A 23,380-nucleotide genomic window follows, 5' to 3' on the forward strand; every position below is an offset into this window, starting at 1 on the left:
TTGCGTTGCGGCGGGTCGCTGTGGCATCTTGGGGGGTGACGGGAGGGATGACGATGAGCAAAAAGTTGGCAGGAGTGGGGTTGGGCCGCGAGCTGACCCGCGGCCGGGCGCTGTGCCTGGGCTTTGCGGACGGCACGCGGCAGCGGGCGGTGGCGGCGCTGGGCGGCGGCGCCTGGGTCGGGCAGCAGGCCCCCGGCGGCTACGGGCGGGTGCGGCTGCGCCTGGCCGCGACGCCGGCGCTGCGAACGCGGCTGGCGCGTGGCGACCTGGTCGGCTTCGGCTGCGGCGGGAGCTGGTACCCGCTGGCCTGGTCGCCGCTCGATCCGGCGGTCAACGCGGCGCAGACCCTGCAGATGGCGGCCGGCACGCTGACGGTCGCGTTCAGCCTGCCCGCGGCCTACCCGGTGGCCACGGTGGCCGCGGCCGCCCCCAAGTGGCGGGCCAGGCAGGTGGCGGCGCTGGCCGCCGCGTTTCCCGACTGGCCGCAGGGGCTGATTGCGGCGCTGGTGTTGGACACCGCGGCGCAGGTGGTGGCGGCAGGCGGGGCGGAAAACGCAGACGAGCCGCTGATCGCCGCCGACCGGCCCGACCGCGAGCCCGCGGTGCGCACCGCCTCAGGAGCCGCCGTTGCGGCGCGCGGCACCCTGCTGGTGCGGCCGGCGCGGCCGTGGTGGGAGGTGGCGACGCCCAACCAGTTGGCGCTGGCCTGGCTGCCGTACGCGGCCCTGGCCCGGCTGACCGTGACGGTGGCCGCCGCGGATTTTTGGGCCGGCATCGCCTGGCTGTGGTGGCGGGCGACGCTTTTCGGCGTGGCACCGGAGCAGCGGCGGCGGCCGCGCTGATTGGCGCCGAGCGAGGGGTCGTACGAGGGGCCGCGAGAGAGGCCGAGCACCGCCCGGGCCGCTCGGGCGCCGACCCGCATCCGGGCACCGAATCGAACCGCCGCGCGTTCACCCGCGGCGGTTTTGGCGCGCCTGCGTTGTAAAGTGGCGCAACAACCGGTAGAGTTAGTGGCAGTAACTCCGGGAGGTGCGACATGACGATTACGAAGACGCGGGCCAATGCGATGCTGGGGGTGGCCGCCATCATCTGGGGGTCCGGCTACCTGTTCACGAAGCTTGCGACCAACGCGGGGATGCCGGCGGGGCTGATCAACGGCATCCGCGAGCTGATTTTTGCGGCGCTGGCCGGGCTGTTTTTCCACAGGGCGGTGGCGCGCATGACGCGCCAGGACTTCCTGGTCGGGCTGATCGCCGGGGCGATCAACTTCCTGGGCTTTCAGCTGCAGACCATCGGCCTGGCGTACACGACGCCGGCCAACAACGCCTTTTTGACCGCCATCTACGTGATCTTCGTGCCGTTCATCTGCTGGCTGCTGTTCCGCGAGCGGCCCGATCGCAAAAGCTACGTCGCCATCGCCATCTGCGTGCTCGGCATGGCGATTCTGACCGACGTCTTCGGCCACGGGCTGAGCCTGCACCTGGGCGACCTGCTGACGCTGGCGTCCGCGGTGTTCTACGCGCTGCAGATTGTCTACTTCGGCACGGCCCCGGCGGAGTCGAGCCCCTGGGCGCTCGCGTTCATGCTCGGCGTCACCCAGGCGGTTTTCGGTCTGGTGTGGTCGGGGTTGTTCGAGCGCGGCGCCTACTTGGCCATCGACTGGCGGGCCGGGCTGTGGCCGGTGGTGGTGCTGGGCATCCTGTCGTCGTTCGGCGCCCAGACGCTCCAGGTGGTCGGCCAGCGCTTCACCGACCCGACACCGGCGGGGCTGATCCTGATGACCGAGTCGCTGTTCGGCAGCCTGTTCTCCGTGGCGCTGGGCTTTGAGCCCTTCACCCTCAACCTGCTGGTCGGCGGCGCCCTAATCCTGCTGGCGCTCCTGGTGATGCAGCTGGGCTTCAGGCGGCCGCTGCGCCTTTATAATAGAAGCAAGTGAAGCGCTAACAAAATCGCAAAGCTCACGCCGAGCCAGCTGAGCAGCGGCAGCGTGGCCGGGTGGGCGAGCCGGTGGTGCAGCCCGGTCGCGGTGCAGGCGAGTAGCACCCACCACAGGCCCCACTCGGGCGGGTGCAGCGCGGCGATCGCCGCAATCGCCAGCACGTCGGCGGATCCAAGCCCGCGCGTGGCCAGCGCAAGGGCGGCCAGGCCCGCCAGCCACGCCGCACCGAGCCTCCAGCAAGGCGGCCGACCGGTCAAGGCGGCGAGCACCCAGAGGCCGACCAGCCACAGGTCGAAGGGCCAAGCGGGGACGCTGCGGCGGCGCCAGTCGCTGACCCCGAAGGCTGCGAGGCCGAGCAGGATCCAGGCGGTTGTCGGGGTCATCACATCACCTCCAGTCTTCTGGCGCGCCATCTGTAAGAGATTACGCCAGATGGTGCCGCCTTGTCCTCCCGGGCGCAGCGGGGAGGCCGGCAACGTTCGCCGCGAATTTCTCCGCGCTTTTTGCAACCGGTCCTTGACACCCTGCGCCGAAAGATAGTACACTATCAAAGGTGCTTTTTTCCAGTGTGTTCGGGTTTGCCCCGGGTGCGGTCTGGTGAATTGCCACTCCGCGCCCGGGTCGGCCATTTTTTTATGAAGAAAAATGAACCGCCTGGATGTGTGGACTTGAAAAGATACCTATAATCAGGAAGGAGGAACTTTGAATGCCTACCATTAACCAATTGGTGCGTCAAGGTCGTAAATCTCAGGTAACGAAGTCGGACTCTCCAGCCCTGAACTTCGGTTACAACAGCAAAAAGAAGTCTCTTACCAATAACCCTGCTCCTCAAAAGCGTGGGGTCGCTACTCGTGTGGGGACGATGACGCCGAAGAAGCCTAACTCCGCTCTGCGGAAGTACGCGCGTGTTCGTCTGTCCAACTTGATCGAAGTCACCGCCTACATCCCAGGTGTTGGCCACAACCTGCAGGAACACAGTGTTGTCTTGATCCGTGGCGGCCGTGTTAAGGACTTGCCAGGGGTTCGTTACCACATCATCCGTGGTGCGCTCGATACCGCTGGTGTTGACGGCCGGATGCAGAGCCGTTCCAAGTACGGTGCTAAGCGCCCTAAGGCTGCTAAGAAGTAAACGATCAGCCGCTTTGGCGGTTAAACTACCCATAAGGAGGCTATCAGCATGCCACGTAAAGGCAATGTTTCAAAACGCGACGTTTTACCCGATCCAGTGTACAATTCCAAGCTGGTCACTCGTCTGATCAACCACTTGATGATCGACGGCAAGCGCGGTAAGGCGCAAACCATTCTGTACGACGCATTCGATATCATCAAGAAGGAAACCGGCAACGAACCTTTGGATGTCTTCGAACAGGCCATGAAGAACGTTATGCCTGTCCTTGAAGTCAAGGCTCGTCGTATCGGGGGTTCCAACTACCAGGTCCCGATCGAAGTTCGGCCGGACCGGCGCACGACCCTGGGTCTGCGCTGGATCGTACAATACTCACGTGCCCGCGGCGAGCACACCATGGACGACCGTCTTGCACGGGAAATCATGGACGCCGCGAACAACACCGGTGCCGCAGTCAAGAAGCGTGAAGACACGCACAAGATGGCTGACGCTAACCGCGCGTTCGCACACTATCGTTGGTAAGACTGACTTGGCTATTATATCCGAATGCTGGCATATAATAGCCAATTCTTTTAACCGAAAATACAACAAAATTGAGAGGAGCAACACATTCACATGGCCAACAAGCGTGAATTTCCGTTAGACCGGACCCGTAACATCGGGATCATGGCCCACATCGATGCTGGTAAGACCACGACGACTGAACGGATTCTGTACTACACCGGTAAGATCCACAAGATCGGCGAAACCCACGAAGGGGCTTCCCAGATGGACTGGATGGCTCAGGAACAAGAGCGTGGGATCACGATCACGTCCGCTGCCACCACCGCGTTCTGGAAGAACAACCGAATCAACATCATCGACACCCCAGGGCACGTGGACTTCACCATCGAAGTTGAGCGTTCCCTGCGTGTCCTTGACGGTGCGGTAACGGTTCTGGACGCCCAGGCCGGCGTTGAGCCGCAGACCGAAAACGTGTGGCGTCAGGCCACCACGTACTCCGTTCCTCGCCTGGTTTTCGTCAACAAGATGGACAAGATCGGCGCGGACTTCCAGTTCTCCGTGAACAGCCTGCACGACCGTCTGGGCGCTAACGCTCACGCCGTTCAGCTGCCAATCGGTGCCGAGGACAACTTCGAAGGCGTCATCGACCTGCTCGAGATGAAGGCCGACCTGTACGACGAAGACGAACTGGGTTCCGAATGGGACGTTGTCGACATCCCGGACGACTACAAGGACGCCGCTGAAAAGGCGCACAACGAGCTGATCGAAGCCGTTGCCGACGTCGATGACGGCATCATGGACAAGTACCTCGAAGGGGAAGAAATCTCCATCGACGAATTGAAGGCTGCCATCCGTAAGGCCACCCTGGCCCTTGAATTCTACCCGGTTTTCGCCGGCTCTGCCTTCAAGAACAAGGGTGTTCAGATGATGCTCGACGGCGTGGTGGACTACCTGCCATCCCCGCTGGACGTCAAGCCTTACAACGCGACGGATCCGGAAACCGGTGAGTCCGTTGAACTGACCGCCGGCGACGACAAGCCGTTCGCCGCCTTGGCCTTCAAGATCGCCACCGACCCGTTCGTTGGCCGTCTGACCTTCATCCGTGTCTACAGCGGCACGCTGCAGGCCGGGTCTTACGTGCTGAACGCAACCAAGGACAACCGCGAACGTGTCGGTCGTCTGCTGCAGATGCACAGTAACACCCGGATGGAAATCCCAGAAGTCTTCTCCGGTGACATCGCTGCGGCGATCGGCCTGAAGAACACGACGACCGGGGACTCCCTGACCGACGTTGACCACCCGCTGATCCTCGAATCACTTGAAGTGCCGGAACCGGTTATCCAGGTTTCCATCGAGCCTAACTCCAAGGAAGACCGTGACAAGCTGGACGTTGCGCTTCAAAAGCTTTCCGAAGAGGACCCGACCTTCCGCGCCGAGACCAACCCGGAAACCGGTGAAACGCTGATCGCCGGCATGGGCGAGCTGCACCTGGACATCATGGTTGACCGCATGAAGCGCGAATTCAAGGTTGAAGCCAAGGTCGGCGAGCCTCAGGTTGCCTACCGTGAAACCTTCACCAAGACCGCGAGCGCCCAAGGTAAGTTCGTTCGTCAGTCCGGTGGTAAGGGTCAATACGGTGATGTTTGGGTTGAATTCACCCCGAACGAAGAAGGCAAGGGCTTCGAATTCGAAGACGCCATTGTCGGTGGTGTGGTTCCGCGTGAATACATCCCAGCCGTTGAAGCAGGGCTGAAGGACGCGATGGCCAACGGTGTGCTTGCCGGCTACCCGCTGATCGACGTCAAGGCCAAGCTTTACGATGGTTCCTACCACGAAGTCGATTCTAACGAAACGGCGTTCAAGGTTGCGGCCTCCATGTCCCTGAAGGCTGCCGCCGCCAAGGCCGGTGCCGTCATCCTCGAGCCGATCATGCACGTCGAAGTTGTTGCCCCAGAGGCCTACCTCGGCGACATCATGGGTCAGGTGACCGCTCGTCGCGGCCGCGTTGAAGCCATGGAAGCCCGCGGTAACGCCCAAGTTGTCAACGCGATGGTACCGCTGGCCGAGATGTTCGGTTACGCGACCACCCTGCGTTCCGCGACCCAGGGCCGTGGGACCTTCACGATGACCTTCGACCACTACGAAGCAACGCCGAAGTCCATCCAAGAAGAAATCATCAAGAAGAACGGCGGCCAGTAAGCCACCGCTCCTCACAAGCTCAGCCCCCGCGAGTTTCGGCTCGCGGGGGCTGTTTTGTGGGTCTACACTTTCTGGTGTTGGAGAATTCCAACGCCGAGAGTGTAGACCTTTTTTCAATAACAGCGCAAAATAAAAGGGCACCATCTAGCACCCGTTCTTCGCTCCAAGCGACCAAACCTAAAACAAAGCGAGGTATTAGTGATGTCCAACCTTGATTCTACGCTCTCTGTCCTGGGATTGCCATACGAGAACATTCATGTAACCGCAGTTTACGACGGCTACCGAGGCCGGGGCAAGCGGCGCCTTCAGTACCACGTCATTGCGTGTGATCTCACTTACCACCGCGATACTTGTCCTCACTGTGGTGAAGACGCGTTGCGACCTAACGGTCATAAGGCGACACACATCCGCATTCAATCACTCAGTCAACTTCCAACGCTTCTTGAGCTTTCCAAACAGCGCTGGCTCTGCTCGGCCTGCCATCGTACCTGTTCCGCAGAGACACCGCTTGTGGCCTACAATGACACGATTGCCCACTCAATCAAGCAAACAGTCCTACAGCTTGCCAGGCAGTCCCTCCCCGAAGCAGTGATTGCCAAAAATACGGGTATCTCTGCAGCGACAGTTCGACGAGAACTCAAGTCCCATCTCCACCATCGCAGTCGCCCGGAGTTGCCGACCAACCTATGTTTTGACGAGTTTCGATCAACTCAGAATATGATGTCCTTCATCTGTATTGATGGCGATACCCATCGATTGGTGAAGCTTCTTGGCGACCGTCTGAATAAGACTATCAAGGACTTCTTTCTTGCCAACTACTCCACGGCAGAACGCGCCGCCGTTCAGACCATCACAATGGACATGAACGCCTCCTACCAAGCTTTTATCCACCAAGTTTTCCCCAATGCCCAGCTCATCATCGATCGCTTCCATATCGTTCAGTTGCTCGGTCACGCGGTGGACACTGTGCGCGTCGCAACGCTTAAGCAGCTCGACGACAAAACGAGCCGAGTCTACCGTATTCTTAAACATCAGTGGCGGCTCTTCCACAAGGCCGCACCGGACGCGATACACACCAAATACATGCGTGGGCTGAACGAGCATATCACGGAACAGGGCGCCCTAGATGTGGCGTTCACCGCCAACCCTCGGTTGGCCACAGTATGCGAAACCTACCAAGCGCTTCACGATGCCTTGATGGGCCACAATCCGCGGCGGTTGTGGCAGTTACTTGAACACTACGAGTCAACCGGAACCGAAATGGACACCGCAATCCGCACGCTCAAATCGAACCAGGCTGGAATTCTGGCGGCAGCGGACAGTTGGCGTTCCAACGGTCCACTTGAAGGGATTAATCGCAAGATCAAAGCGCTCAAGCGATCGTGCTATGGATTCAGAGACCAAGCTCACTTCTTCGAGCGGATCTACCAGATTATCGCATAAATAACAAAAGAGCCCCTCCAAAGAGGAACTCCCAGAAAATATCAAATTATTCTTCAACACCAGTTGACGCAGAGCCTGTTTTGTGTGGTCGGCTTCAGACCGCGGTGGCATTGGGGCGCCGGGCTATTCGACCGGTGGCGGACAAGTGCCGCGGCAGGCGCACCCGAATTTTGCTACAATAGGGGCAACAGGCGCCGCTAGTGTGGCGCCGGAGGGATGGGACAATGGGCTGGATCTGGGTGATGCTCGGGGCGGGGACGCTGGCCGGGCTGGTGCAGGGGGTCACGGGGTTTGGCGCCGGCATCATGATGATGATTTTCCTGCCGGCGCTGCTGCCGATCGGGGAAAGCGCCGGGGTGTCGGCGCTGACCATGGCGGTCGCCAACCTGATGATGGTGTGGCGCTACCGCCACGCGCTGGACTGGCGCCGGCTGCCGGTGCCGTTTCTCGTCTACGCGGCGGTGGCGACGTGGTCGGTGCACCTCGGCACCAGGCTGCCGGTGCCGACGCTACGGCGATGCTCGGGGCGCTGCTGATCGCGATTGCGATTTACTTCACGCTGCGCCAGGACGTCGGCAGCCACCGCTTCGCGACCTGGGTGACCGTCGTGTTCATGGTGGTGTCCGGTTTTTTCAACGGGCTGTTCGGCATCGGCGGGCCGCTGATGGCGCTGTACTTCCTGACCCTGGCGGACACCAAGGAGGGCTACCTCGCGTCGATTCAGACCTTCTTCATGCTCGACACGCTCTACGTGACGTCGCTGCGCGTCGCAACCGGCGTGCTGCACCTGGGCGACCTGCGCCTCGTCTTGTTGGGGCTGGTCTACGTGTTCATCGGCCTGAGCGGGGCCTACTACCTGATCTCGTCACTGCTGCAACTCGTGTAACCGCAAGGAGGACGCTATGCACTCACCACAGCTGCTCGACCTCGAGCAGGCCTTTTCGAGCTGGATCCTGTACTTTTTCGCCTACGCCTTCGTCGGCTGGGTCTGGGAAAGCGGGTTCGTCAGCGTGCAAAAACGCCGCTGGGTGAACTCGGGCTTCCTGAACGGCCCGTGGATTCCGGTGTATGGCTTCGCGATGACCGCGGTGCTGGCCGCCATCGCGCCGTTCCAAAACAACATCGTCGCGCTGTACCTGCTGTCGGCCGTCGTAATCACCGTCATCGAGTACGTGACCAGCTGGCTGATGGAGGCCCTGTTTCACGCGCGGTGGTGGGATTACAGCAACATCCCGCTGAACCTCAACGGCCGCGTCGCCTTGCCAATCTCGGCCTTCTGGGGGCTTGGGATGGTCGTGATCGTGAAGTACGTCCACCCGCTGGTCTCGCGGGTGGTCGGGCGCGTCGACACGACGTACGGCATGTTCGCCAGCTTTCTTTTGATCGCGCTGTTCATGTTCGACCTCGGCTTCACGCTGGCCAACATGCTCGCGTTCGGCGCGGCGACCAAGCGCATCGGCGACGCCATCGAGACGCAGAAAAAGGCCCTGGCTACGGCCGCGGCGGCGGCCGGCGACCGGCTGGAGCAGGAGTACCCGTGGCTTGAGCAGTACCGAAAGGACGCGGCGGCGCGCGCCAAGCTGCCGCGCCTGAGCTACGTTCAGCGCCGCGTCCTCAAGAGCTTCCCGAACCTGCGCCTGAACGACACGGCCACCTCGGCCAAGGAAATCTCGGCTTTGGCGGAGCTGCTGAAGAAACGAATTAAGAAGTAGCCAAGCGGGCCGCGGCCTCCGGGACCCGGGGCAAGGCGGGCTGTGCGGCCGGTTTCCGCCCGAAACGGGCTCCAACCTAAAAGATGAGCCAACCGTCGCCTTCGGCTCCATTGGTTGTCTCATCTTTTGCCGGAAGCAGTGGCGCGAATGCCCCGCAAGGACCGCGGGTCATCCGGGCCACTGCTTCTTTCACGGCCCGCCTTGCCCCGGGACCCTCCGGCCGCTACACAGTGGGTGGTGGCAGCGATAATAACGCTGCCCTTGCCAAGCCAGCGCTTGCTTGTTGGTCGGCGGAATTCGTTTACACGCGGCATTAAGCGTCAGCAATCAGGGGTTGGCGCAAGCACCGGTCACGCAAGGGGGAACATCATGACAACAATAGATGACAGCATCGACGCCGCGTCGCGGTTCACCCTGGTCGGCGACCCGGCCAAGGCGCCGCAGATGGCGGCCTACATGAAAAACCAGTTTCCGTTCCTCGGGGTGCAAAGCGTGCCGCGGCGGGCGCAGAGCCGGCCGTGGCTGGCGGCGGCCAAGACACGGCCGGTGCCGACCGTTTTGACCCGGGTGCGGAGCTGTACGCCCGGCCGGCGCGCGAGTACCAGTACGTCGCCATCGACCTCGCGCTGGCCGTCGCGCCGCGGCTGAGCCTAGACGACCTGCTGGCGCTGCGGCCGCTGGTCACCGAGAAGCCGTGGTGGGACACGGTCGACGCGTGGCGCGGGGTCTACGGCGCGGCGCTGGCCCACCATCAGGACTGGCGCGGCGCGCTGTACGGGATGTTCGCTGAGCGCCCGGCGATGTGGGAGCGGCGCATCGCCATCACGCTGCAGCTGATGGAGAAGGCCAACACCGACCGCGGCCTGCTGACGGCGGCGATTCGGTACGATCGGTTGACCGACGAGTTCTTCATCCAAAAGGCGATTGGTTGGGCCCTGCGGCAGTACAGCAAGACCGACCCGCAGTGGGTGCGCGACTTCCTCGCTGAACAGCCGCTGAGCCGCCTGGCGACGCGAGAGGCTAGCAAATTTCTGTGATGAAAGTGGGGCCCAGATTCGGTCGCAAAAAACGCGAGTCAGTTGCTTGACGTAAAATTGGTCTAGTGTTAAGATGCCATCAGATGATTATCTTAGCACGGGAAGACAGCCACGGCCACGGCTGCGCACCCTTCACCGCGCGGGCCTGAGGTTGCGGTTAGCACCGCGCCGTCAAGCTGCCCTTGCCAAGCCGCAGTGTTGTGCCACACGGCTTTTAAGCGCAAACGCTTTAGTTGCAACCCCGGAAACTTGCGAGGGGACACCAGGGAGACCCGCTCCACCCCACCGGCTGCAGGCCGGCAACCGCCACTCCTAAGCGAGCCAGCAGCGCGGTTGCCGGGACCGGTGGGTGCTCCACAGGTACCACCACGGTAAGACGAAGACAGAAGCCTAGCCGAATCAGACCAGAGCCACCGCACAGTGTGAGCGCGGTGGCTTCGGCGCGCCCGGCACAACCAATCGTGGTTGCGCCGGGCTTTTTTACTGTCCCGCCTTGCGCCTGGGGGCTTTGGGGTGTTGAATGGATAGGTACGTCAAATTTCACGCAGAGAGAAGCGAGCATCTTGTCCAGACGCAACATCCTGATTGTCACCATCGCGCTTTTGCTGTCCAACGCCATGAGCGGGCTGGACGGCACCATCGTCACCACCGCGCTGCCGGCCATCATCGCCGACCTGCACGGGCTCAAGTGGATGGCGTGGATCGTCGCCATCTTCCTGCTCGGCACCGCGGTGTCCACGCTCGTGTGGAGCAAGCTGGGCGAGCGCGTCGGCAACAAAAAGGCCTACCAGCTGGCGGCCGCGTTCTTCGTGGTCGGCAGCTTCCTGCAGGGGCTGGCGCCGAACATGCTCTTTTTGATCCTCGCCCGCGCAATCGCCGGCATCGGCAACGGCGGCATGATCAGCCTGCCTTACATCATCTACGCCAAACTCTACGAGAACCCGCGCAAGCGCATGCAGGTGCTGGGGCTGGTCAGCGCGTTCTACTCGACGGCCACCATCATCGGCCCGCTGGTCGGCGGCGCCATCGTCGACCTGTTCACCTGGCACTGGGTGTTTTACATCAACGTGCCGATTGGGCTGCTGTCGGCGGTGCTGGTCCAGGTCTTCTACACTCACGAAACCGTGACGCCGAGCCGGGCCAAAACGGACTACCTGGGCGCCGGCCTGATGGTGATCGGCCTGGTCAGCCTGCTGGGCGCGCTCGAGCTGGTCGGGCTGACCAGCCCGTGGCTGATCCTGCTGCCGCTGGCCGTGGCGGCCATCAGCTTCGCCGCCCTGGTGCGCGTCGAGCGCGCGGCGGCCGACCCGATCGTGCCGGGGCGCCTGTTCAAAAACGGCCCGCTGGTGATCGACTTCGTGCTGTTCACCATCATCTGGGGCGCGTTCATGGGTTTTCTGACCTACAGTCCGATGTGGGCGCAGGTGCTGCTCGGCACCACGGCGCTGATCGGGGGCGCGACGCAGATCCCCAGCTCGATCACCGACATCATCGGCTCCGAGGCCGTGCCGGCGCTGCGCCGGCGCTTCACGCCGCACCAGGTGCTGACGCTGAACATCGTGCCGCTGACATTGGCCTTTGTGGTGCTGGTCGCGGCCGGCGTCAAGGCGCCGTACTGGCTGCTGTTGGTCGCCGGGGCGCTTGAGGGTTTTGGCAACGGCGGCTGCTTCAACGAGCTGCAGGTCAAGGTGCAGCAGGACGTTGCCCCGGCCGACATGCCGGTGGCCACCTCGTTTTCATTTTTGATCCGCATGCTCAGCCAGACCTTCACCACCGCGATCTTCGGCCTGCTGATGAACCAGGCGCTGTTTGCCGGCGTGCGGCGGTCGCACGGCACCATCACGATGGCGATGCTCAACAAGCTGTCCGACGCCGCAAGCGTCAAGAGCCTGCCGGCGCGGCTTTTGCCGCAGATGCGCACAATTCTGCACAGCGGCCTGCACCGCATCATGTGGCTGGCGCTGGCCCTGATGCTGGTCGCCCTGGTGATCAACCTCTGGGCACAGCGGCGCGAGGCGCGCGTGGCGGCCTGACTAGGCGACGAAAAAATCGGCTCCTCCCAAAAAGTGGGGGAGCCGATTTTTTTTTGTGTGGTTGCGCGCTGGTCGCGGCGGGTGGCTGCGACCGCTGGTGCCAGGTTCGGCGGCGGGGGTGCGCCGTGCCAGGCGGCCAGACGCGAACCTGGCGGCCGGGGCCGTGCGGGTCACGCCAGCGTTGGGCTCAGCGTCGCGACGTTGACCAGCACCTCCGCGAGCTTGGCAATCGCCTCGAGCGACACGCACTCGTAGGGGCCGTGGAAGTTCAGGCCGCCGTTGAACAGGTTGGGCGTCGGCAGGCCGCGCGCCGTGAGCTTGCTGCCGTCGGTGCCGCCGCGGAACGGTTCGTAGGTCGGGGTCAGCCCGGCCCGGCGGATCGCCGCCTCGGCCAGGCGCAGCGGCGTGGGGTCGTGGTCCAGCACCGGCTTGGGGTTGTGGTACTGGTCGTGCATGGTCAGGGTCAGCCGCGGCTCGTCCAGCTGCGCGTTGAGCGCCGCGACCGCCGTTGCCAGCTGTTTTTTCCTGCCGGCGAACCCGGCGGTGGCAAAGTCGCGGATCAGGTAGGTCAGCGTGGCGGAGGCGGCGCTGCCGGTGAAACCGTCGAGCATGAAAAAGCCGGAGTGGCCGCGGCTGTGCTCCGGTCGGTCATCGGCCGGCAGCGCGGCGTCCAGCCGCTCGCCCAGCGTGATTGCGTTGACCAAAAGCCCGTACGCCTCGCCCGGGTGCACGGCGCGGCCGCGGATGGTGACCACAGCCTCCGCGGCGTTGAAGGTCTCGTCCTCAATCTGGCCCAGCGCCCCGTTGTCCAGGGTGTAGGCGAAATCGGCGCCAATGCCCGCGACGTCGAAGCGGTCGGCGCCGACGCCGATCTCCTCGTCGGGACCAAAGGCCAGGCGAATCGGGCCGCGCGGCAGGTCTGGGTTGGCCAAAAGCACCCGCACGGCGGCCATCGCCCCGGCGATGCCGGCCTTGTCGTCGGCCCCGAGCAGCGTGGTGCCGTCGGTGGTGACCAGCGTCTGGCCGAAGAAGCGCGAGAGCGCCGGGAACTCGGCGGTGGTCAGGCTCAGCCCGTTGGCCCAGCGAATCGGCGCGCCCCGGTAGTCGGGGTGAAACTGCGGGTGAACGTCGGCCGCGGCGAAGTCGGCGGTGTCCAGGTGCGCGATCCAGCCGATGACGGGGCCCAGCGCGGTGCCGGGCAGCGTGGCGGTGACGAACCCGTCGGCTGGGTTCAACCGCGCGTCGGCGAGGCCCATTTCGTGCAGCTGGTCGACCAGCAGCTCGGCCAGCGCCGTCTGGCCCGGGGTGCTCGGCACCTGCGCCGTTTTGCTGGCGTCCGAGCGGGTGTTGACTGCGACGTAGCGGGTGAAGTCGCGCTGAATGGCGGACAGGTCGTAGGTCATGTCACGCCTCCCCCTGCTGGATCAGCGACAGCCGCGTCAGGCCGGCCGCGATGTCGGCGCGTGCGTAGTCGGCGGCCGCAAGCGTGGCGTCGTCCAGCGCGTTGAGTCGGGAGAAAAACCAGGTGCCCAGCGCGACGAACTGCGCCTCGGGCACGGCGTAGCGGCGGGCGAACAGGTCGCGGGTGGCGCCGTGCAGGTCGCCGGCGGCAATCGCAGCCTCAAGCTCGGCCTGGTAGGGCAGCCGCCGCGCGTCCTCCTGGGGAAAAATCACCTCGTGGCCGGGCTCGCCGCCGCTGGCCCCGAGCAGCGCGCCGAGGCCGCGGGCCAGCGCCTTGATCTGGCGCAGAATCGGATCGGTTTCTTCTTGCATGGTCAACATCTCCTGAGGGTGACGCCGCGCGGGACGCACAGCGCGGCACCGGGGATCGCCGTGCGGCCACCCATTTCCTTTTGGCTCACAGCGTAAGCCTTTTCACCGCGAATTTCAACCGTGAGACGCCAACGCGGCCGGCCGCCGCTCCCGTAATGGGAGGACAGCCGGCCGCGTTGCGGTCGTGGGCTCAGCGCGCCGCGGCCCGCGCCGGGCGCTCGGCCTGCGCCAGGGCGGCGCAAAGGCGCGCGCAGCCGCGGTCGATCTCGTCGAGGCTGGCACCGGTGAAGCTCAGGCGCGCCGCGTTGTGGAAGTGGCCGAAGGGGCTCAGGCCGCTGCCAGGAATCACGGTGACATTGGCCGCGCGCAGCGGGCCCTGGGCGAAGGCCATCGCGTCAAAGTCCGCGGGCCCCGTCAGCCAGAGGAAGAAGCCACCGTCCGGCCGGGTGACGGCAAACCCTTCCGGCAGCGCCCGGGTCAGCGCGGTGTGCATGCGTGCGAGCTTGGCGCTGTAAACGGCGCGCAGCCGCGCGATGTGGCGGTCCAGGTCGTGGTTTTGGAGGTAGGCGGCGACCGCGGCGGTGGTCAGGCCGCTGGTCTCCAGGTCGCAGCCGCCCTTGAGCGCCCGTAGCGGGGCCATCAGGCGGGGACCGGCGACCAGCCAGCCCAGGCGCAGGCTCGGCGCCAGGATTTTGGAGAAGCTCGAGACGAACACCACGCGGTCCTGGGTGTCGAAGGCCTTGATCGGCGGCAGCTGGACGCCCTGGTAGCGCAGCTCGCGGTAGGGGGCGTCCTCGACGATCACGACGTCGTAGCGGTTGGCCAGGGCCACGAGGGCGCGGCGCTTGGCCAGAGACATCACGGTGCCGGTCGGGTTCTGGAAGTCGGGCACGGTGTAGATCAGCTTGACCTTGTGGCTGGCCAGCACCTGCTGCAGCGCGGTCAGGTCCAGGCCGTCAGCCTGCACGGGCACCTCGTAGTAGGTCGGCTGGTAGGCGTCAAAGGCCGACAGCGCGCCGATGTAGGTCGGACCCTCGACCACCAGGCCGTCGCCGGGATCCAGCAGCAGCTTGGCGGTGAGGTCCAGCGCCTGCTGGGCCCCCTGGGTGAGCATCACGTCGGCCGGCGTGCAGGGGATGCTGTCTTGGCTCATGCGCTGCGCCAGCTGGGCGCGCAGGGGCCGGTCGCCGCTTGGCCCGGCGTACTGCAGCGTTGTGGCGCTGGCACTTTGGCTCCACGCGCGGGCCAGGTCGGCCTGGGGGAAAAGCGCGGGGTCGGGGTACCCGCCGGCAAAAGCGATGGTCTGCGCATCCCGGGCGGCCAAAACGCCGTCCAAGCTGTTGGTCTGGTACGCTGCAAGTCGTGATGCCAATTTCATGCCGCTCACTCCGTTTCTATTGGTTGACTTTATCGTAACGCGCTCCTAAGATGAAGTAAAACTCAACTTATTCAGCGGCAGGTGAATGTGATTCACCCCAAATGGTGGCCGGGCCACCGCCGCGAAAGGAGCAGCATGAGCAATTTCAGTTACGAGGTCTTTCGCGCCGTGGTCGAGCAGGGGACCTTCATCCAGGCGGCCAACAAGCTCAACGTCACGCCGAGCGCCGTCAGCCACAGCGTCAGCCAGCTCGAGGCCGCGCTGGGCTTCCCGCTGTTCATCAGAAACCGCACCGGCGTCGAGCTGACGCCGGACGGGGCGCAGATCCTGCCGACGGTGCAGTCGATCCTGAACCTGGAGGACCAGCTGACCCAGATCGCCGACAACATCAACGGGCTCAACACCGGCCGGGTGCGGCTCGGCGCCTTTTCCTCCGTGTCCACCAACTGGCTGGCGCCGATCATCCTGGACTTCAAGCGCCGCTACCCGGACGTCGACGTCTCGGTGATGCAGGGCAGCTTCAACGACATCGTCGCGCAGGTGCGCACCGGCGCCATCGACATCGGCTTTTCCCTGCTGCCGGCCGATTCGACGCTGGTGGTGACGCCCCTGATCAAGGACCCGATCTACTGCCTGACGCCGACGACGTTCACGCCGGCCAACGGGCACGACATGACCGGCGCGGACATGGACGGGCACACGTTTATCCTGCAGCGCGGCGATTACGACCGCGACACGAAGGCGGCGCTGGACCGCTACCACGTCGACACCAACTCGCTGAACTACTCCATCGACGACCAGTCGATCCTGTCGATGGTCGAGTCCGGCCTGGGCTGGGGCATTCTGCCGCGGCTGGCCCTGACCAAGCTGACCGGTTCGGTCAACGTCTACCCGCTGGCGGAGCCCTTCGCGCGGACGCTGTGCCTGGTGATGAACCCGACCACGCAAAAATCGCCGTCCGTGGCGCACATGCTGACGGTGATCAAGGACTTCCTGCGCCGCGAGTACGGGGATGCGTGCCTGTTTGACGCCAAGTAGGGCGCAAGCGCCGGTGCGGCCGCCGTGCCGAAGACGGCGTGGCCCGGCGCACCCGGGTCAGCGCCGAGACACGGGTCGGCGCACCGGGTCATCGGTGAGACGCGGGTCTGCGCACCGGGTCAGCGGCCGAGACACGGATCGACACCACCGCAGCCGGTGGCGGCGGGCTGCACACCCGGGTTTGGGCAAAACCGTTTTTTCTGCTAGAATTGATTTCAGCAGCCACTAATGAAGGGAAGTCTCGCCATGACGCGCAAACTGATTGCCTTGGACCTCGACGGCACCACGCTCGACAACGCCGGTCGCCTGGCCCCATCGACCATCAACACCCTGCAGGCCGCGACCACCGCCGGCCACCTGGTGGTGATTGCCACCGGCCGCCCCGACTCGATCTCGGAGGACCTTTACGACGAGCTCGGCCTGACCGGGCCGATGATCAACTTCAACGGCGCGCTGATTCACGTGCCGCACCAAGCGTGGCCGGCCGAGCGGGCGGTGACGATGCCGATCGCCACGGCGCTGGCTTTGCGCGAGCTCAAGGCGGATTTTCACATCCGCGTGATGGTCGCCGAGGGCAAGCGGCTGCTGCGGGCGGATCACGGCTACGTCAACGTGCCGTTTTTGCCCGACATGCCGCACCCGACGGCCCTTCTCGACGAGGCGGGGCTGACTCAGCCGCCGATCTCGGTGACGATGTTCATCGACGAAGGCGCGCTGGCACCCCTGACCGCCGCCATCGCCGCGCGCTTCCCGGAGCTGACGGGCAAAACGTGGGGCGTGTGGAGCGGCGACCACACCGCGCTTGAGGTGACGGCGGGCAACGCGTCCAAGTCCCGCGCTCTGGCCTACGTCGCCGGCGCGTACGGCATCGATCAAAAGGACATCATCGCGTTCGGCGACGACCTCAACGACTTGGACATGATCGAGTACGCGGGCCTGGGCGTGGCGATGCAAAACGCCCGCCCGCAGATCCTGGCGGCGGCCGACTCGGTGACGCCGACGGACAACGAGCACCTCGGCGTCGCCAACTTCCTGGTGAAGTATTTGCACCTGTAGCCCGCGCGGCTCCACCCTATAAACGGGTTCCACCACGCAACGCCGGGACGTCCAGCTAGGACTGCCGCTCGAAGCAGAGTACGCTTCAAGCGTCAGCCCTACGCTAGCCGATCCGCTAAGCCCGCGCGGCGCCACCCTATACACGGGTTCCACCGCGCAACGCGGATGCGTCTAGCTACGCCAAGGCACCCGGGCCAAAGACCGGCCCACGCGCCTTGGCTAGGCTAGCCGATCCGCTAAGCCCGCGCGGCTCCACCCTATGAACTGGAGGCAACACATGACAGAAATCTGGCTGGTCAGGCATGGCCAAACTGAGTACAACGTGCAGGACCGCGTGCAGGGGATGGCCAACTCGGCCCTGACCGCCCGCGGGGTGGCCGACGCCGGGGCGCTCGGGCGCGGGCTTTCGAAGGCTGCGGTTCACTTCGACGCCGCCTTTGCCAGCGACCTGACGCGCGCCGCCGACACCGCGCGCCACGCGCTGGACGCGGCGGGGCAGGCGGGGCTTGCCCTGACGCTCGACGCCGGGCTGCGCGAGGAGAACTACGGCAAGTTCGAGGGTCAGCTGACCGACGATTTTGCCCAGGCCGTGTTCGGCCTGCCGGACTTCACGCAGGCGCTCTTGGACCACCGGCTGAGCCTGGCGCAGATCGCCGACGGCACGTACGCCGCCAACCACGGCGGTCACGGCGCGGAGGACAACACGATGGTGCAGCAACGCTTCGATAACGCGATGCGCGGCATCGTCGCAGCTGCGCCGGAGCAAAACGTGCTGGTGGTCGCCCACGGCACGGTGGTCCTGATGTGGCTGGCGCTGCTGGGCTTTGACACCCACGGCCAGGAAATGCTGCACAACTGCAGCGTGACGCGCGTGTCCTGGGACGGCGCGCGCTTTGCCGTCGGCGCCTTCGACGACCTCGGCTACGTGGTTGCCGGGCGGGCGAGCGCAGACGCGCGCGACGCAGGAGCGACCCAGTCGCGCGGTGGTGCGGCGGTGTCGAGCGGCGAATCCGCTGCGGCCCACACCGCCGCGGCCCACACCGCCAAGCCGGCCGCCGCGGCGGCGCACCCCGCGCATGGGTGAGGCGCGACCGACCCGGCGGCAGCTGTGGGTGATCGGGGCGATGCTGTTCGGGCTGTTCTTTGGCGCGGGCAACCTGATTTTCCCCGTGTTCGTCGGTCAGGAGGCGGGCCAAAGCCTGCCGTGGGCGATGGGCGGCTTCCTGCTGTCTGGGGTCGGGCTGCCGCTGCTCGGCGTGGCGGCGATCGGCCTGACGGGCAGCGCGGGCGTGTTCGACCTCGCGCGGCGCGTGGGGCGGCCTTACGCGTACTTTTTCACCATCGCGCTGTACCTGTGCATCGGCCCGGCGTTTGCGCTCCCGCGGCTTGCGACCATCTCCTATGAGGTCGGGCTCGCGCGGTTCGTGGCGCCGGTCCAGTCGCCCTGGGCGCTTGCGGGCTACTCGGTGCTGTTCTTCGGCGCGGCGTGGTGGGCTGCGCGCCGGCCGACGCGCATCATGGATTATGTCGGGCGCATTCTGACGCCGGCCTTCCTGATCCTGCTCGGGGTGCTGCTGGCGGCCGCGGTGCTGCGCCCGCTGGGGCCGGCCGCGGCGGCCAGCGGGGCCTACCGCGCCCAGCCGGTGCTTGCGGGCTTCACCGACGGCTACGCGACCATGGACGCGCTGGCGGCCCTGGCCTTTGGCATCATCGTGGTCGACGCGATTCGCGGCCTGGGCGTCACGGCGCCGCGGGCCGTGGCGGGCGCCACGATGCGTGCCGGGGTGCTGGCGGCGGCCTTGATGGGCGTCGTGTACGTGCTGCTGGCCATCACCGGGCAGACCGCGGTCGGAGCGTTCGGCCGCGCAGCCACCGGCGGGCCGATTCTGGCCAACGTCGCCCACGCGTACTTCGGCGACTTCGGCAACGCGCTTTTGGCGGTGATCGTGGTGCTGGCCTGCCTCAAGACGGCGATCGGACTGATCACGGCGTTCGGCGACACGTTCAAAACGCTTTTCCCCAGGCTCCCATATCCGCTGCTGATCGGGGTGGCGACCGTCGTGCCGCTGGTGGCCGCCAACGTCGGGCTCGGCCGGCTTCTGGCGGTGTCGACGCCGGCGCTGATGACGCTGTACCCGCTGGCCATCGTGCTAATCGGCCTGGCGCTGGCCACGCCTTGGCTTGGCGAGTCGCGCTGGCTGTTCGGGACGGTCACGCTGGCCACGGCGGTGCCCGCACTTTTGGACGGGCTCAACGCGCTGCCCGCCGCCCTGCACACCGGCGTCGTGGCCGACCTGCTGGCGCTTGGTGCCTGGCTGCCCGGGTTCGCCTACGGGCTGGGCTGGTGCGTGCCGGCGGCGGTGGGGCTGGTCGTCGGCCTCGTGCTCTCGCAGGTGACGCAGCGAAAAGCGCGGTGATCGGCCGCTGCGGCAGTCTGCGGCCCACGGTGGCAGACGGGCGCGGTGATGAGAAGCGCCAAGAAGACACGAACGGCCCGAGGGTGCACGCCCCCGGGCCGTTTTTTGTCTAGTCTTCCTTGGTTTCGTCTGTCTCTTCCGGCTCCGGGTTCGGCTTGCCACCGCCGAGGTTCTTCACGATCGCCTTGAAGTTGATCACAATCTTGAAGTTCAGCTCCGCGGCGTTTTGACGGTCGGCGGATTCGTAATTGGTGATCGCAAGCAGCGCCGAGTTCTCGTAGACCTTCTGCACGGTGCCGGTGAATGGTTGCTCCATGTCCTCTTTCACCTTCACGGTTAAGGTGTCGCCGAGGTGGATATCTTCCTTCTTCAACAGAATCATTTCCTTTCACGACTCTATGGGTCATCGATTGATAGGGAGCATAGTATAACAAGCGATAGGATAAATCAAGTATTTCGTCAACTTTCTTAACGTTTCGTTATGATTTGCCATCGGGCCGCCACTGGCCTATGCTTAAGGTGAACTTAATGACGAAAGGGTGGCTGTCGACAATGGCAGATGGAACGTTGACCATCAGCGAATTGACCCCCGACGCACAGCACGCTGCGGTGGAGTCGTTCGCTAAGTTTTACTTGGACAAGTACGAGCACAAGGGCCTCGATGTCTTCGCACAGATTGACACAACCGGGCACATCGCGGACATCAACCAGTGGCTGGTTGATAACGTGAACTTCCTGCACGAGGAAAAATTGCAGGGGCTGGTTCAGGCACGCAGCGATAATTTTATCGCGCTGCTGCGGGTGTTGAAGTCAACCTTCAACGCCAACGGAATCCCAGACATTCCTTGGCAGACCTGGTTCGACCGCGAGATTGCCGCGGTTGCGCAGGGCCGCTAATCCCAAGCACCTCGCCGACGCGGGGTGCTTTTTTTTGATACCAGAGCGGAGATGCCCGGGTTCCGGCGCGAGCGGGTCGCGACTTCCGGCTCCGGGCCAGGGCGGCGGAACGCGTGGGGCTCTCCTGAGCCCAAAGTGCGGTCTCAGGACCCGCCCTTGCTGTAAGCCAGCAAAAATCGCTGGCTAACAGCAATTTCACGCTGGCTCGCCCTAGCCCTCCGCCTCCAGTCGCGACCCGCTCGAGCCTCCGCCCTACATCTCAGCATTGCTGGTACCGCGGGTGCTTACGATACTTTCTACACATGAGGCGTAATTAGCAGCGCGCTGAGTTTTGAAGGTTTTATCCATGCAATGATCTCGCTCAGGCATGTCGTTGTGGTCACTGCTGCCGTTTTGCGGAGAGCCTAGCGCAAGGCGCACTTGGTTGGACGGATCGCTTGATTGTCACGCTTATGTCTACAGATGGCGTAAGGATTGCCAAGGGCGTACCCGCAAACACATCAATATTGTGCTCAAACGTGATTAGGTGGTGGACGTCAACCACTTTGTAGGGTGGAGGTTCGGACCGATCACTGCTGGAGCTGGAAGCAGTGGTCGGTCCGGTCTGGAGCCCGAGCTCCCAGACGCCACTCAGTCGTTTTCGTCGCCCAGGCGGGTTACGCAAGGCGGGGCGCAAGTGGTAGGCTAGAGGGAGCACACGAAGGAGGCGCACCATGGATCGATACCTAATTGTCAGCGACGTCGACGGCACCCTGGCCTACGACGCCGCCACCATCTCCGCGGGCACCAGCCAGGCGGTCAACCGACTGCTGGCGGCCGGCCACCTGTTCTACCTGGCGACGGGCCGGATGTACAACCTCGCCAACCTGATGGCGACGCAGATCGGGCCCGGCGCCGAGATTATCGCGGCCAACGGCGCCGTGTACGACTTCGGCGCGTCCAAGGTGCGGCACCTGCTCGGTCAAAAAGGCATCGCGGCCATCGAAAACGCCAGCGCCGCCGCCGGGCTTGCGGCGCTGTACTTCACCGACGACACGGTTTACTACACCACGCCGCCGGCCCAGGCGATTCAGGACATGCTGACGCACTTTGCGCCGGACGCCGCCGAGGTGCGCGTGCAGCAGCTGACCGCGTCGGCGCTTGCGGCGCAGGCCGGTACCATCGCCAACGGCATCGTGTTTTCCCTCGACGATCCGGCCGCGCTGCGGCGGGTGGCCAAGGCGCTTGCGCCGGTCGACGCGCTTGCGGTGTCCGCCAGCGACCCGACCAACCTGGAGCTGATTCCAAGCGGGGTGGACAAGGCCAACGCAATCGCGGAGCTGCAGGCCAAAACGGGCATCCCGGCGGCGCGCACGATCGCGTTCGGCGACGGGCTCAACGACCTGGGGATGCTTCAGGCGGCCGGCATCAGCGTCGCGATGGGCAACGCGGTGCCGGAGGTCAAGGCGGCGGCCAAGTACGTCACCAAGACGAACAAGGAGGACGGCGTCGCCCAGTTCCTCAATCATTTTTTCGCGTGATGGGTTAAAAGTTGCGCGGGCGGCCGGATGGTGCGACGCTTAGAGGGGACCTCGAGTCTCGGAAAGGATGAGTTCAATGTACAAAGCGAATGACACGCGTTACCAAGGGGCGACGCCGCGGCCGGTCGGCGCTAGCGGCCTGGTGCTGCCGCCGATCGCGCTGGGGCTGTGGCAGCACTTCGGGTCGGCGGACCCGTACGCGGACCGGCGCCAGGTGATTCTCGATGCGTTCGACCGCGGGGTGTTTCACTTCGATGTCGCCAACCACTACGGCGACGGGGACTTCGGCTCAAGCGAAAGCCTGCTCGGGCGAGTTTTGGCGACCGACCTGCGCCCGTACCGCGACGAGCTGGTGATCGCAACCAAAATCGGCTACGAGATTCACCCGGGCCCGTTTGGCACCGGCACCAGTCGCAAGGCCGTTTTGCAGGGCATCGACGACTCACTGACGCGGCTGAACCTCGATTACGTCGACCTGTTTTACGCTCACCGCTTCGATGAGACGGTGCCGGTGGCCGAAACGGTGCGGGCGCTGGACGACGTGGTGCGCGCCGGCAAGGCCCTGTACATCGGCGTGTCCAACTTCGACACCCCGCAGGCGAGCGAGGCGATCGCGCTGTTCGCCAAGCTCGGCACGCCGTTCGTGGTCGACCAGATGAGCTACAACATGTTCAACCGCGACGTTGAAGCGACCGGGCTTTTGGACTGCCTGCGCCGCCACGGCGCCGGGCTGGTCGCGTACGGGCCGCTGTCCGAGGGGCTGTTGTCCGACCGCTACCTGAACGGCATCCCGGACACGTTCAAGATTCACCCGACCAACGAGACGACCTTCGCGAAGGGCAAGGACCTCGTGGTGGCGCGGCTCAACCAGCTCAACGAGATGGCGGTCGGCCGCGGCCAGACGCTGGCGCAGATGGCGCTCGCGTGGCTGTTGCGCGACCCGGTCGTCGCCTCGGTCCTGATCGGCACCACCAGCACCGCCCACCTGCAGGACAACCTGAAGGCGCTGGACAACCTGAGCTTCACTCAAGACGAGCTGGCGGAGATCGACAAGCTGACGACAATCTAACCAGGGCGGAGCAAGGCGCACTTAGCCGGTCGGCTAGCGTAAGGTTGGCGCTTGGGGCGCACTTGGCCCCAAGTGACGGCCTTAGCTGGACGAACCGGCGTTGCCTTGAGGAGCTCGACGAAAACCAGGGCGGCGCAAGGCGCACTTAGCCGGTCGGCTAGCGTAAGGTTGGCGCTTGGGGCGTACTTGGCCCCAAGTGACGGCCTTAGCTGGGCGAACCGGCGTTGCCTTGAGGAGCC

At 64.6% G+C, this 23,380-nt stretch carries 22 protein-coding genes and 1 pseudogene; 18 read left to right on the top strand and 5 right to left on the bottom strand.

Features of this window, described 5'->3' with window-relative positions:
* The first annotated feature begins 53 nt into the window (after positions 1-53).
* Both LE416_RS08265 and LE416_RS08270 read left to right on the top strand, forming a co-directional pair.
* Positions 54-842, top strand: a complete 789-nt coding sequence (locus LE416_RS08265; protein ID WP_225048031.1) for a hypothetical protein — start codon at positions 54-56, stop codon at positions 840-842.
* 194 nt (positions 843-1,036) lie between these two features.
* Positions 1,037-1,936, top strand: a complete 900-nt coding sequence (locus tag LE416_RS08270) for a DMT family transporter (protein ID WP_225048032.1) — start codon at positions 1,037-1,039, stop codon at positions 1,934-1,936.
* Here LE416_RS08270 and LE416_RS08275 read toward each other — a convergent pair.
* Positions 1,918-2,322, bottom strand: coding sequence for a prepilin peptidase (locus LE416_RS08275; RefSeq protein WP_225048033.1), 405 nt, complete (start codon positions 2,320-2,322; stop codon positions 1,918-1,920). The two genes, LE416_RS08270 and LE416_RS08275, sit on opposite strands and share 19 nt — an antisense overlap.
* Positions 2,323-2,645: 323 nt before the next feature.
* Between LE416_RS08275 and rpsL the strand changes: the two genes are divergently transcribed.
* From rpsL to LE416_RS08315, 9 genes and pseudogenes are all read left to right on the top strand, one after another.
* Positions 2,646-3,068 (top strand): 30S ribosomal protein S12, encoded by a 423-nt coding sequence (rpsL, locus tag LE416_RS08280; protein ID WP_225048034.1) that lies wholly within the window; start codon positions 2,646-2,648, stop codon positions 3,066-3,068.
* 48 nt (positions 3,069-3,116) lie between these two features.
* Complete coding sequence (rpsG, locus tag LE416_RS08285) at positions 3,117-3,587, top strand: 30S ribosomal protein S7 (RefSeq protein ID WP_225048035.1); 471 nt, start codon at positions 3,117-3,119, stop codon at positions 3,585-3,587.
* 93 nt (positions 3,588-3,680) lie between these two features.
* Positions 3,681-5,768 (top strand): elongation factor G, encoded by a 2,088-nt coding sequence (gene fusA, locus LE416_RS08290; RefSeq protein WP_225048036.1) that lies wholly within the window; start codon positions 3,681-3,683, stop codon positions 5,766-5,768.
* A 201-nt stretch (positions 5,769-5,969) separates the two neighbouring features.
* Complete coding sequence (locus tag LE416_RS08295; RefSeq protein ID WP_225046665.1) at positions 5,970-7,211, top strand: ISL3 family transposase; 1,242 nt, start codon at positions 5,970-5,972, stop codon at positions 7,209-7,211.
* A 224-nt stretch (positions 7,212-7,435) separates the two neighbouring features.
* Positions 7,436-7,747: a sulfite exporter TauE/SafE family protein gene (locus LE416_RS13180; protein WP_338034770.1), complete on the top strand. Its 312-nt coding sequence runs from the start codon at positions 7,436-7,438 to the stop codon at positions 7,745-7,747.
* Positions 7,681-8,097, top strand: a complete 417-nt coding sequence (locus LE416_RS13185; RefSeq protein ID WP_338034771.1) for a hypothetical protein — start codon at positions 7,681-7,683, stop codon at positions 8,095-8,097. The genes LE416_RS13180 and LE416_RS13185 overlap by 67 nt, the downstream gene beginning before the upstream one ends.
* Before the next feature lie 16 nt (positions 8,098-8,113).
* Positions 8,114-8,923: a putative ABC transporter permease gene (locus LE416_RS08305; RefSeq protein WP_225048037.1), complete on the top strand. Its 810-nt coding sequence runs from the start codon at positions 8,114-8,116 to the stop codon at positions 8,921-8,923.
* Between the two features lie 369 nt (positions 8,924-9,292).
* Positions 9,293-9,960 (top strand): annotated as a pseudogene (locus tag LE416_RS08310) (DNA alkylation repair protein).
* Positions 9,961-10,523: 563 nt separating this feature from the next.
* Complete coding sequence (locus LE416_RS08315) at positions 10,524-11,993, top strand: MFS transporter (RefSeq protein WP_225048038.1); 1,470 nt, start codon at positions 10,524-10,526, stop codon at positions 11,991-11,993.
* Between the two features lie 170 nt (positions 11,994-12,163).
* On the opposite strand, the gene pepT is transcribed toward LE416_RS08315, so the two are convergent.
* The 3 genes from pepT to LE416_RS08330 form a co-directional block, all read right to left on the bottom strand.
* The gene (pepT, locus tag LE416_RS08320; protein WP_225048039.1) at positions 12,164-13,396 is read right to left on the bottom strand and encodes a peptidase T; all 1,233 of its coding nucleotides are present in this window, start codon (positions 13,394-13,396) and stop codon (positions 12,164-12,166) included.
* A gap of 1 nt (position 13,397) precedes the next feature.
* The gene (locus LE416_RS08325) at positions 13,398-13,766 is read right to left on the bottom strand and encodes a DUF6483 family protein (protein ID WP_225048040.1); all 369 of its coding nucleotides are present in this window, start codon (positions 13,764-13,766) and stop codon (positions 13,398-13,400) included.
* A 190-nt stretch (positions 13,767-13,956) separates the two neighbouring features.
* Positions 13,957-15,144, bottom strand: a complete 1,188-nt coding sequence (locus LE416_RS08330; RefSeq protein WP_225048041.1) for an aminotransferase-like domain-containing protein — start codon at positions 15,142-15,144, stop codon at positions 13,957-13,959.
* A 135-nt stretch (positions 15,145-15,279) separates the two neighbouring features.
* On the opposite strand from LE416_RS08330, the gene LE416_RS08335 reads away from it, so the two are divergent.
* The 4 genes from LE416_RS08335 to brnQ all read left to right on the top strand — a co-directional run bounded on the left by LE416_RS08335 (position 15,280) and on the right by brnQ (position 19,655).
* Positions 15,280-16,182 (top strand): LysR family transcriptional regulator, encoded by a 903-nt coding sequence (locus LE416_RS08335; RefSeq protein ID WP_225048042.1) that lies wholly within the window; start codon positions 15,280-15,282, stop codon positions 16,180-16,182.
* A gap of 246 nt (positions 16,183-16,428) precedes the next feature.
* Positions 16,429-17,238 (top strand): Cof-type HAD-IIB family hydrolase, encoded by an 810-nt coding sequence (locus LE416_RS08340; RefSeq protein WP_225048043.1) that lies wholly within the window; start codon positions 16,429-16,431, stop codon positions 17,236-17,238.
* Between the two features lie 277 nt (positions 17,239-17,515).
* Positions 17,516-18,322, top strand: coding sequence for a histidine phosphatase family protein (locus LE416_RS08345; protein ID WP_225048044.1), 807 nt, complete (start codon positions 17,516-17,518; stop codon positions 18,320-18,322).
* The gene (brnQ, locus tag LE416_RS08350) at positions 18,315-19,655 is read left to right on the top strand and encodes a branched-chain amino acid transport system II carrier protein (protein ID WP_225048045.1); all 1,341 of its coding nucleotides are present in this window, start codon (positions 18,315-18,317) and stop codon (positions 19,653-19,655) included. Before LE416_RS08345 ends, brnQ begins: the two co-directional genes overlap by 8 nt.
* A 109-nt stretch (positions 19,656-19,764) precedes the next feature.
* On the opposite strand, the gene LE416_RS08355 is transcribed toward brnQ, so the two are convergent.
* Positions 19,765-20,028, bottom strand: coding sequence for a DUF2187 domain-containing protein (locus tag LE416_RS08355; protein ID WP_225048046.1), 264 nt, complete (start codon positions 20,026-20,028; stop codon positions 19,765-19,767).
* A 179-nt stretch (positions 20,029-20,207) separates the two neighbouring features.
* Here LE416_RS08355 and LE416_RS08360 point away from each other — a divergent pair, with 179 nt between their 5' ends.
* The 3 genes from LE416_RS08360 to LE416_RS08370 all read left to right on the top strand — a co-directional run bounded on the left by LE416_RS08360 (position 20,208) and on the right by LE416_RS08370 (position 23,141).
* Positions 20,208-20,552 carry a hypothetical protein gene (locus LE416_RS08360; protein ID WP_225048047.1) on the top strand — a complete coding sequence of 115 codons (345 nt, stop codon included), beginning with the start codon at positions 20,208-20,210 and terminating at the stop codon, positions 20,550-20,552.
* A 713-nt stretch (positions 20,553-21,265) separates the two neighbouring features.
* Positions 21,266-22,072, top strand: a complete 807-nt coding sequence (locus tag LE416_RS08365) for a Cof-type HAD-IIB family hydrolase (protein WP_225048048.1) — start codon at positions 21,266-21,268, stop codon at positions 22,070-22,072.
* A gap of 76 nt (positions 22,073-22,148) precedes the next feature.
* Positions 22,149-23,141 carry an aldo/keto reductase gene (locus tag LE416_RS08370; protein WP_225048049.1) on the top strand — a complete coding sequence of 331 codons (993 nt, stop codon included), beginning with the start codon at positions 22,149-22,151 and terminating at the stop codon, positions 23,139-23,141.
* Positions 23,142-23,380: the final 239 nt, after the last annotated feature.

The sequence above is a fragment of the Lacticaseibacillus kribbianus genome, from assembly GCF_020180945.1.
Classification (GTDB): domain Bacteria; phylum Bacillota; class Bacilli; order Lactobacillales; family Lactobacillaceae; genus Lacticaseibacillus; species Lacticaseibacillus kribbianus.

What these genes read in the sequence shown, in the direction of transcription:
- LE416_RS08265 (WP_225048031.1), top strand. Translation starts at nt 54, where the DNA reads ATGAGCAAAAAGTTGGCAGGAGTGGGGTTGGGCCGCGAGCTGACCCGC.
- LE416_RS08270 (WP_225048032.1), top strand. Translation starts at nt 1,037, where the DNA reads ATGACGATTACGAAGACGCGGGCCAATGCGATGCTGGGGGTGGCCGCC.
- LE416_RS08275 (WP_225048033.1), bottom strand. Translation starts at nt 2,322, where the DNA reads ATGACCCCGACAACCGCCTGGATCCTGCTCGGCCTCGCAGCCTTCGGG.
- rpsL (WP_225048034.1), top strand. Translation starts at nt 2,646, where the DNA reads ATGCCTACCATTAACCAATTGGTGCGTCAAGGTCGTAAATCTCAGGTA.
- rpsG (WP_225048035.1), top strand. Translation starts at nt 3,117, where the DNA reads ATGCCACGTAAAGGCAATGTTTCAAAACGCGACGTTTTACCCGATCCA.
- fusA (WP_225048036.1), top strand. Translation starts at nt 3,681, where the DNA reads ATGGCCAACAAGCGTGAATTTCCGTTAGACCGGACCCGTAACATCGGG.
- LE416_RS08295 (WP_225046665.1), top strand. Translation starts at nt 5,970, where the DNA reads ATGTCCAACCTTGATTCTACGCTCTCTGTCCTGGGATTGCCATACGAG.
- LE416_RS13180 (WP_338034770.1), top strand. Translation starts at nt 7,436, where the DNA reads ATGGGCTGGATCTGGGTGATGCTCGGGGCGGGGACGCTGGCCGGGCTG.
- LE416_RS08305 (WP_225048037.1), top strand. Translation starts at nt 8,114, where the DNA reads ATGCACTCACCACAGCTGCTCGACCTCGAGCAGGCCTTTTCGAGCTGG.
- pepT (WP_225048039.1), bottom strand. Translation starts at nt 13,396, where the DNA reads ATGACCTACGACCTGTCCGCCATTCAGCGCGACTTCACCCGCTACGTC.
- LE416_RS08325 (WP_225048040.1), bottom strand. Translation starts at nt 13,766, where the DNA reads ATGCAAGAAGAAACCGATCCGATTCTGCGCCAGATCAAGGCGCTGGCC.
- LE416_RS08330 (WP_225048041.1), bottom strand. Translation starts at nt 15,144, where the DNA reads ATGAAATTGGCATCACGACTTGCAGCGTACCAGACCAACAGCTTGGAC.
- LE416_RS08335 (WP_225048042.1), top strand. Translation starts at nt 15,280, where the DNA reads ATGAGCAATTTCAGTTACGAGGTCTTTCGCGCCGTGGTCGAGCAGGGG.
- LE416_RS08340 (WP_225048043.1), top strand. Translation starts at nt 16,429, where the DNA reads ATGACGCGCAAACTGATTGCCTTGGACCTCGACGGCACCACGCTCGAC.
- LE416_RS08345 (WP_225048044.1), top strand. Translation starts at nt 17,516, where the DNA reads ATGACAGAAATCTGGCTGGTCAGGCATGGCCAAACTGAGTACAACGTG.
- brnQ (WP_225048045.1), top strand. Translation starts at nt 18,315, where the DNA reads ATGGGTGAGGCGCGACCGACCCGGCGGCAGCTGTGGGTGATCGGGGCG.
- LE416_RS08360 (WP_225048047.1), top strand. Translation starts at nt 20,208, where the DNA reads ATGGCAGATGGAACGTTGACCATCAGCGAATTGACCCCCGACGCACAG.
- LE416_RS08365 (WP_225048048.1), top strand. Translation starts at nt 21,266, where the DNA reads ATGGATCGATACCTAATTGTCAGCGACGTCGACGGCACCCTGGCCTAC.
- LE416_RS08370 (WP_225048049.1), top strand. Translation starts at nt 22,149, where the DNA reads ATGTACAAAGCGAATGACACGCGTTACCAAGGGGCGACGCCGCGGCCG.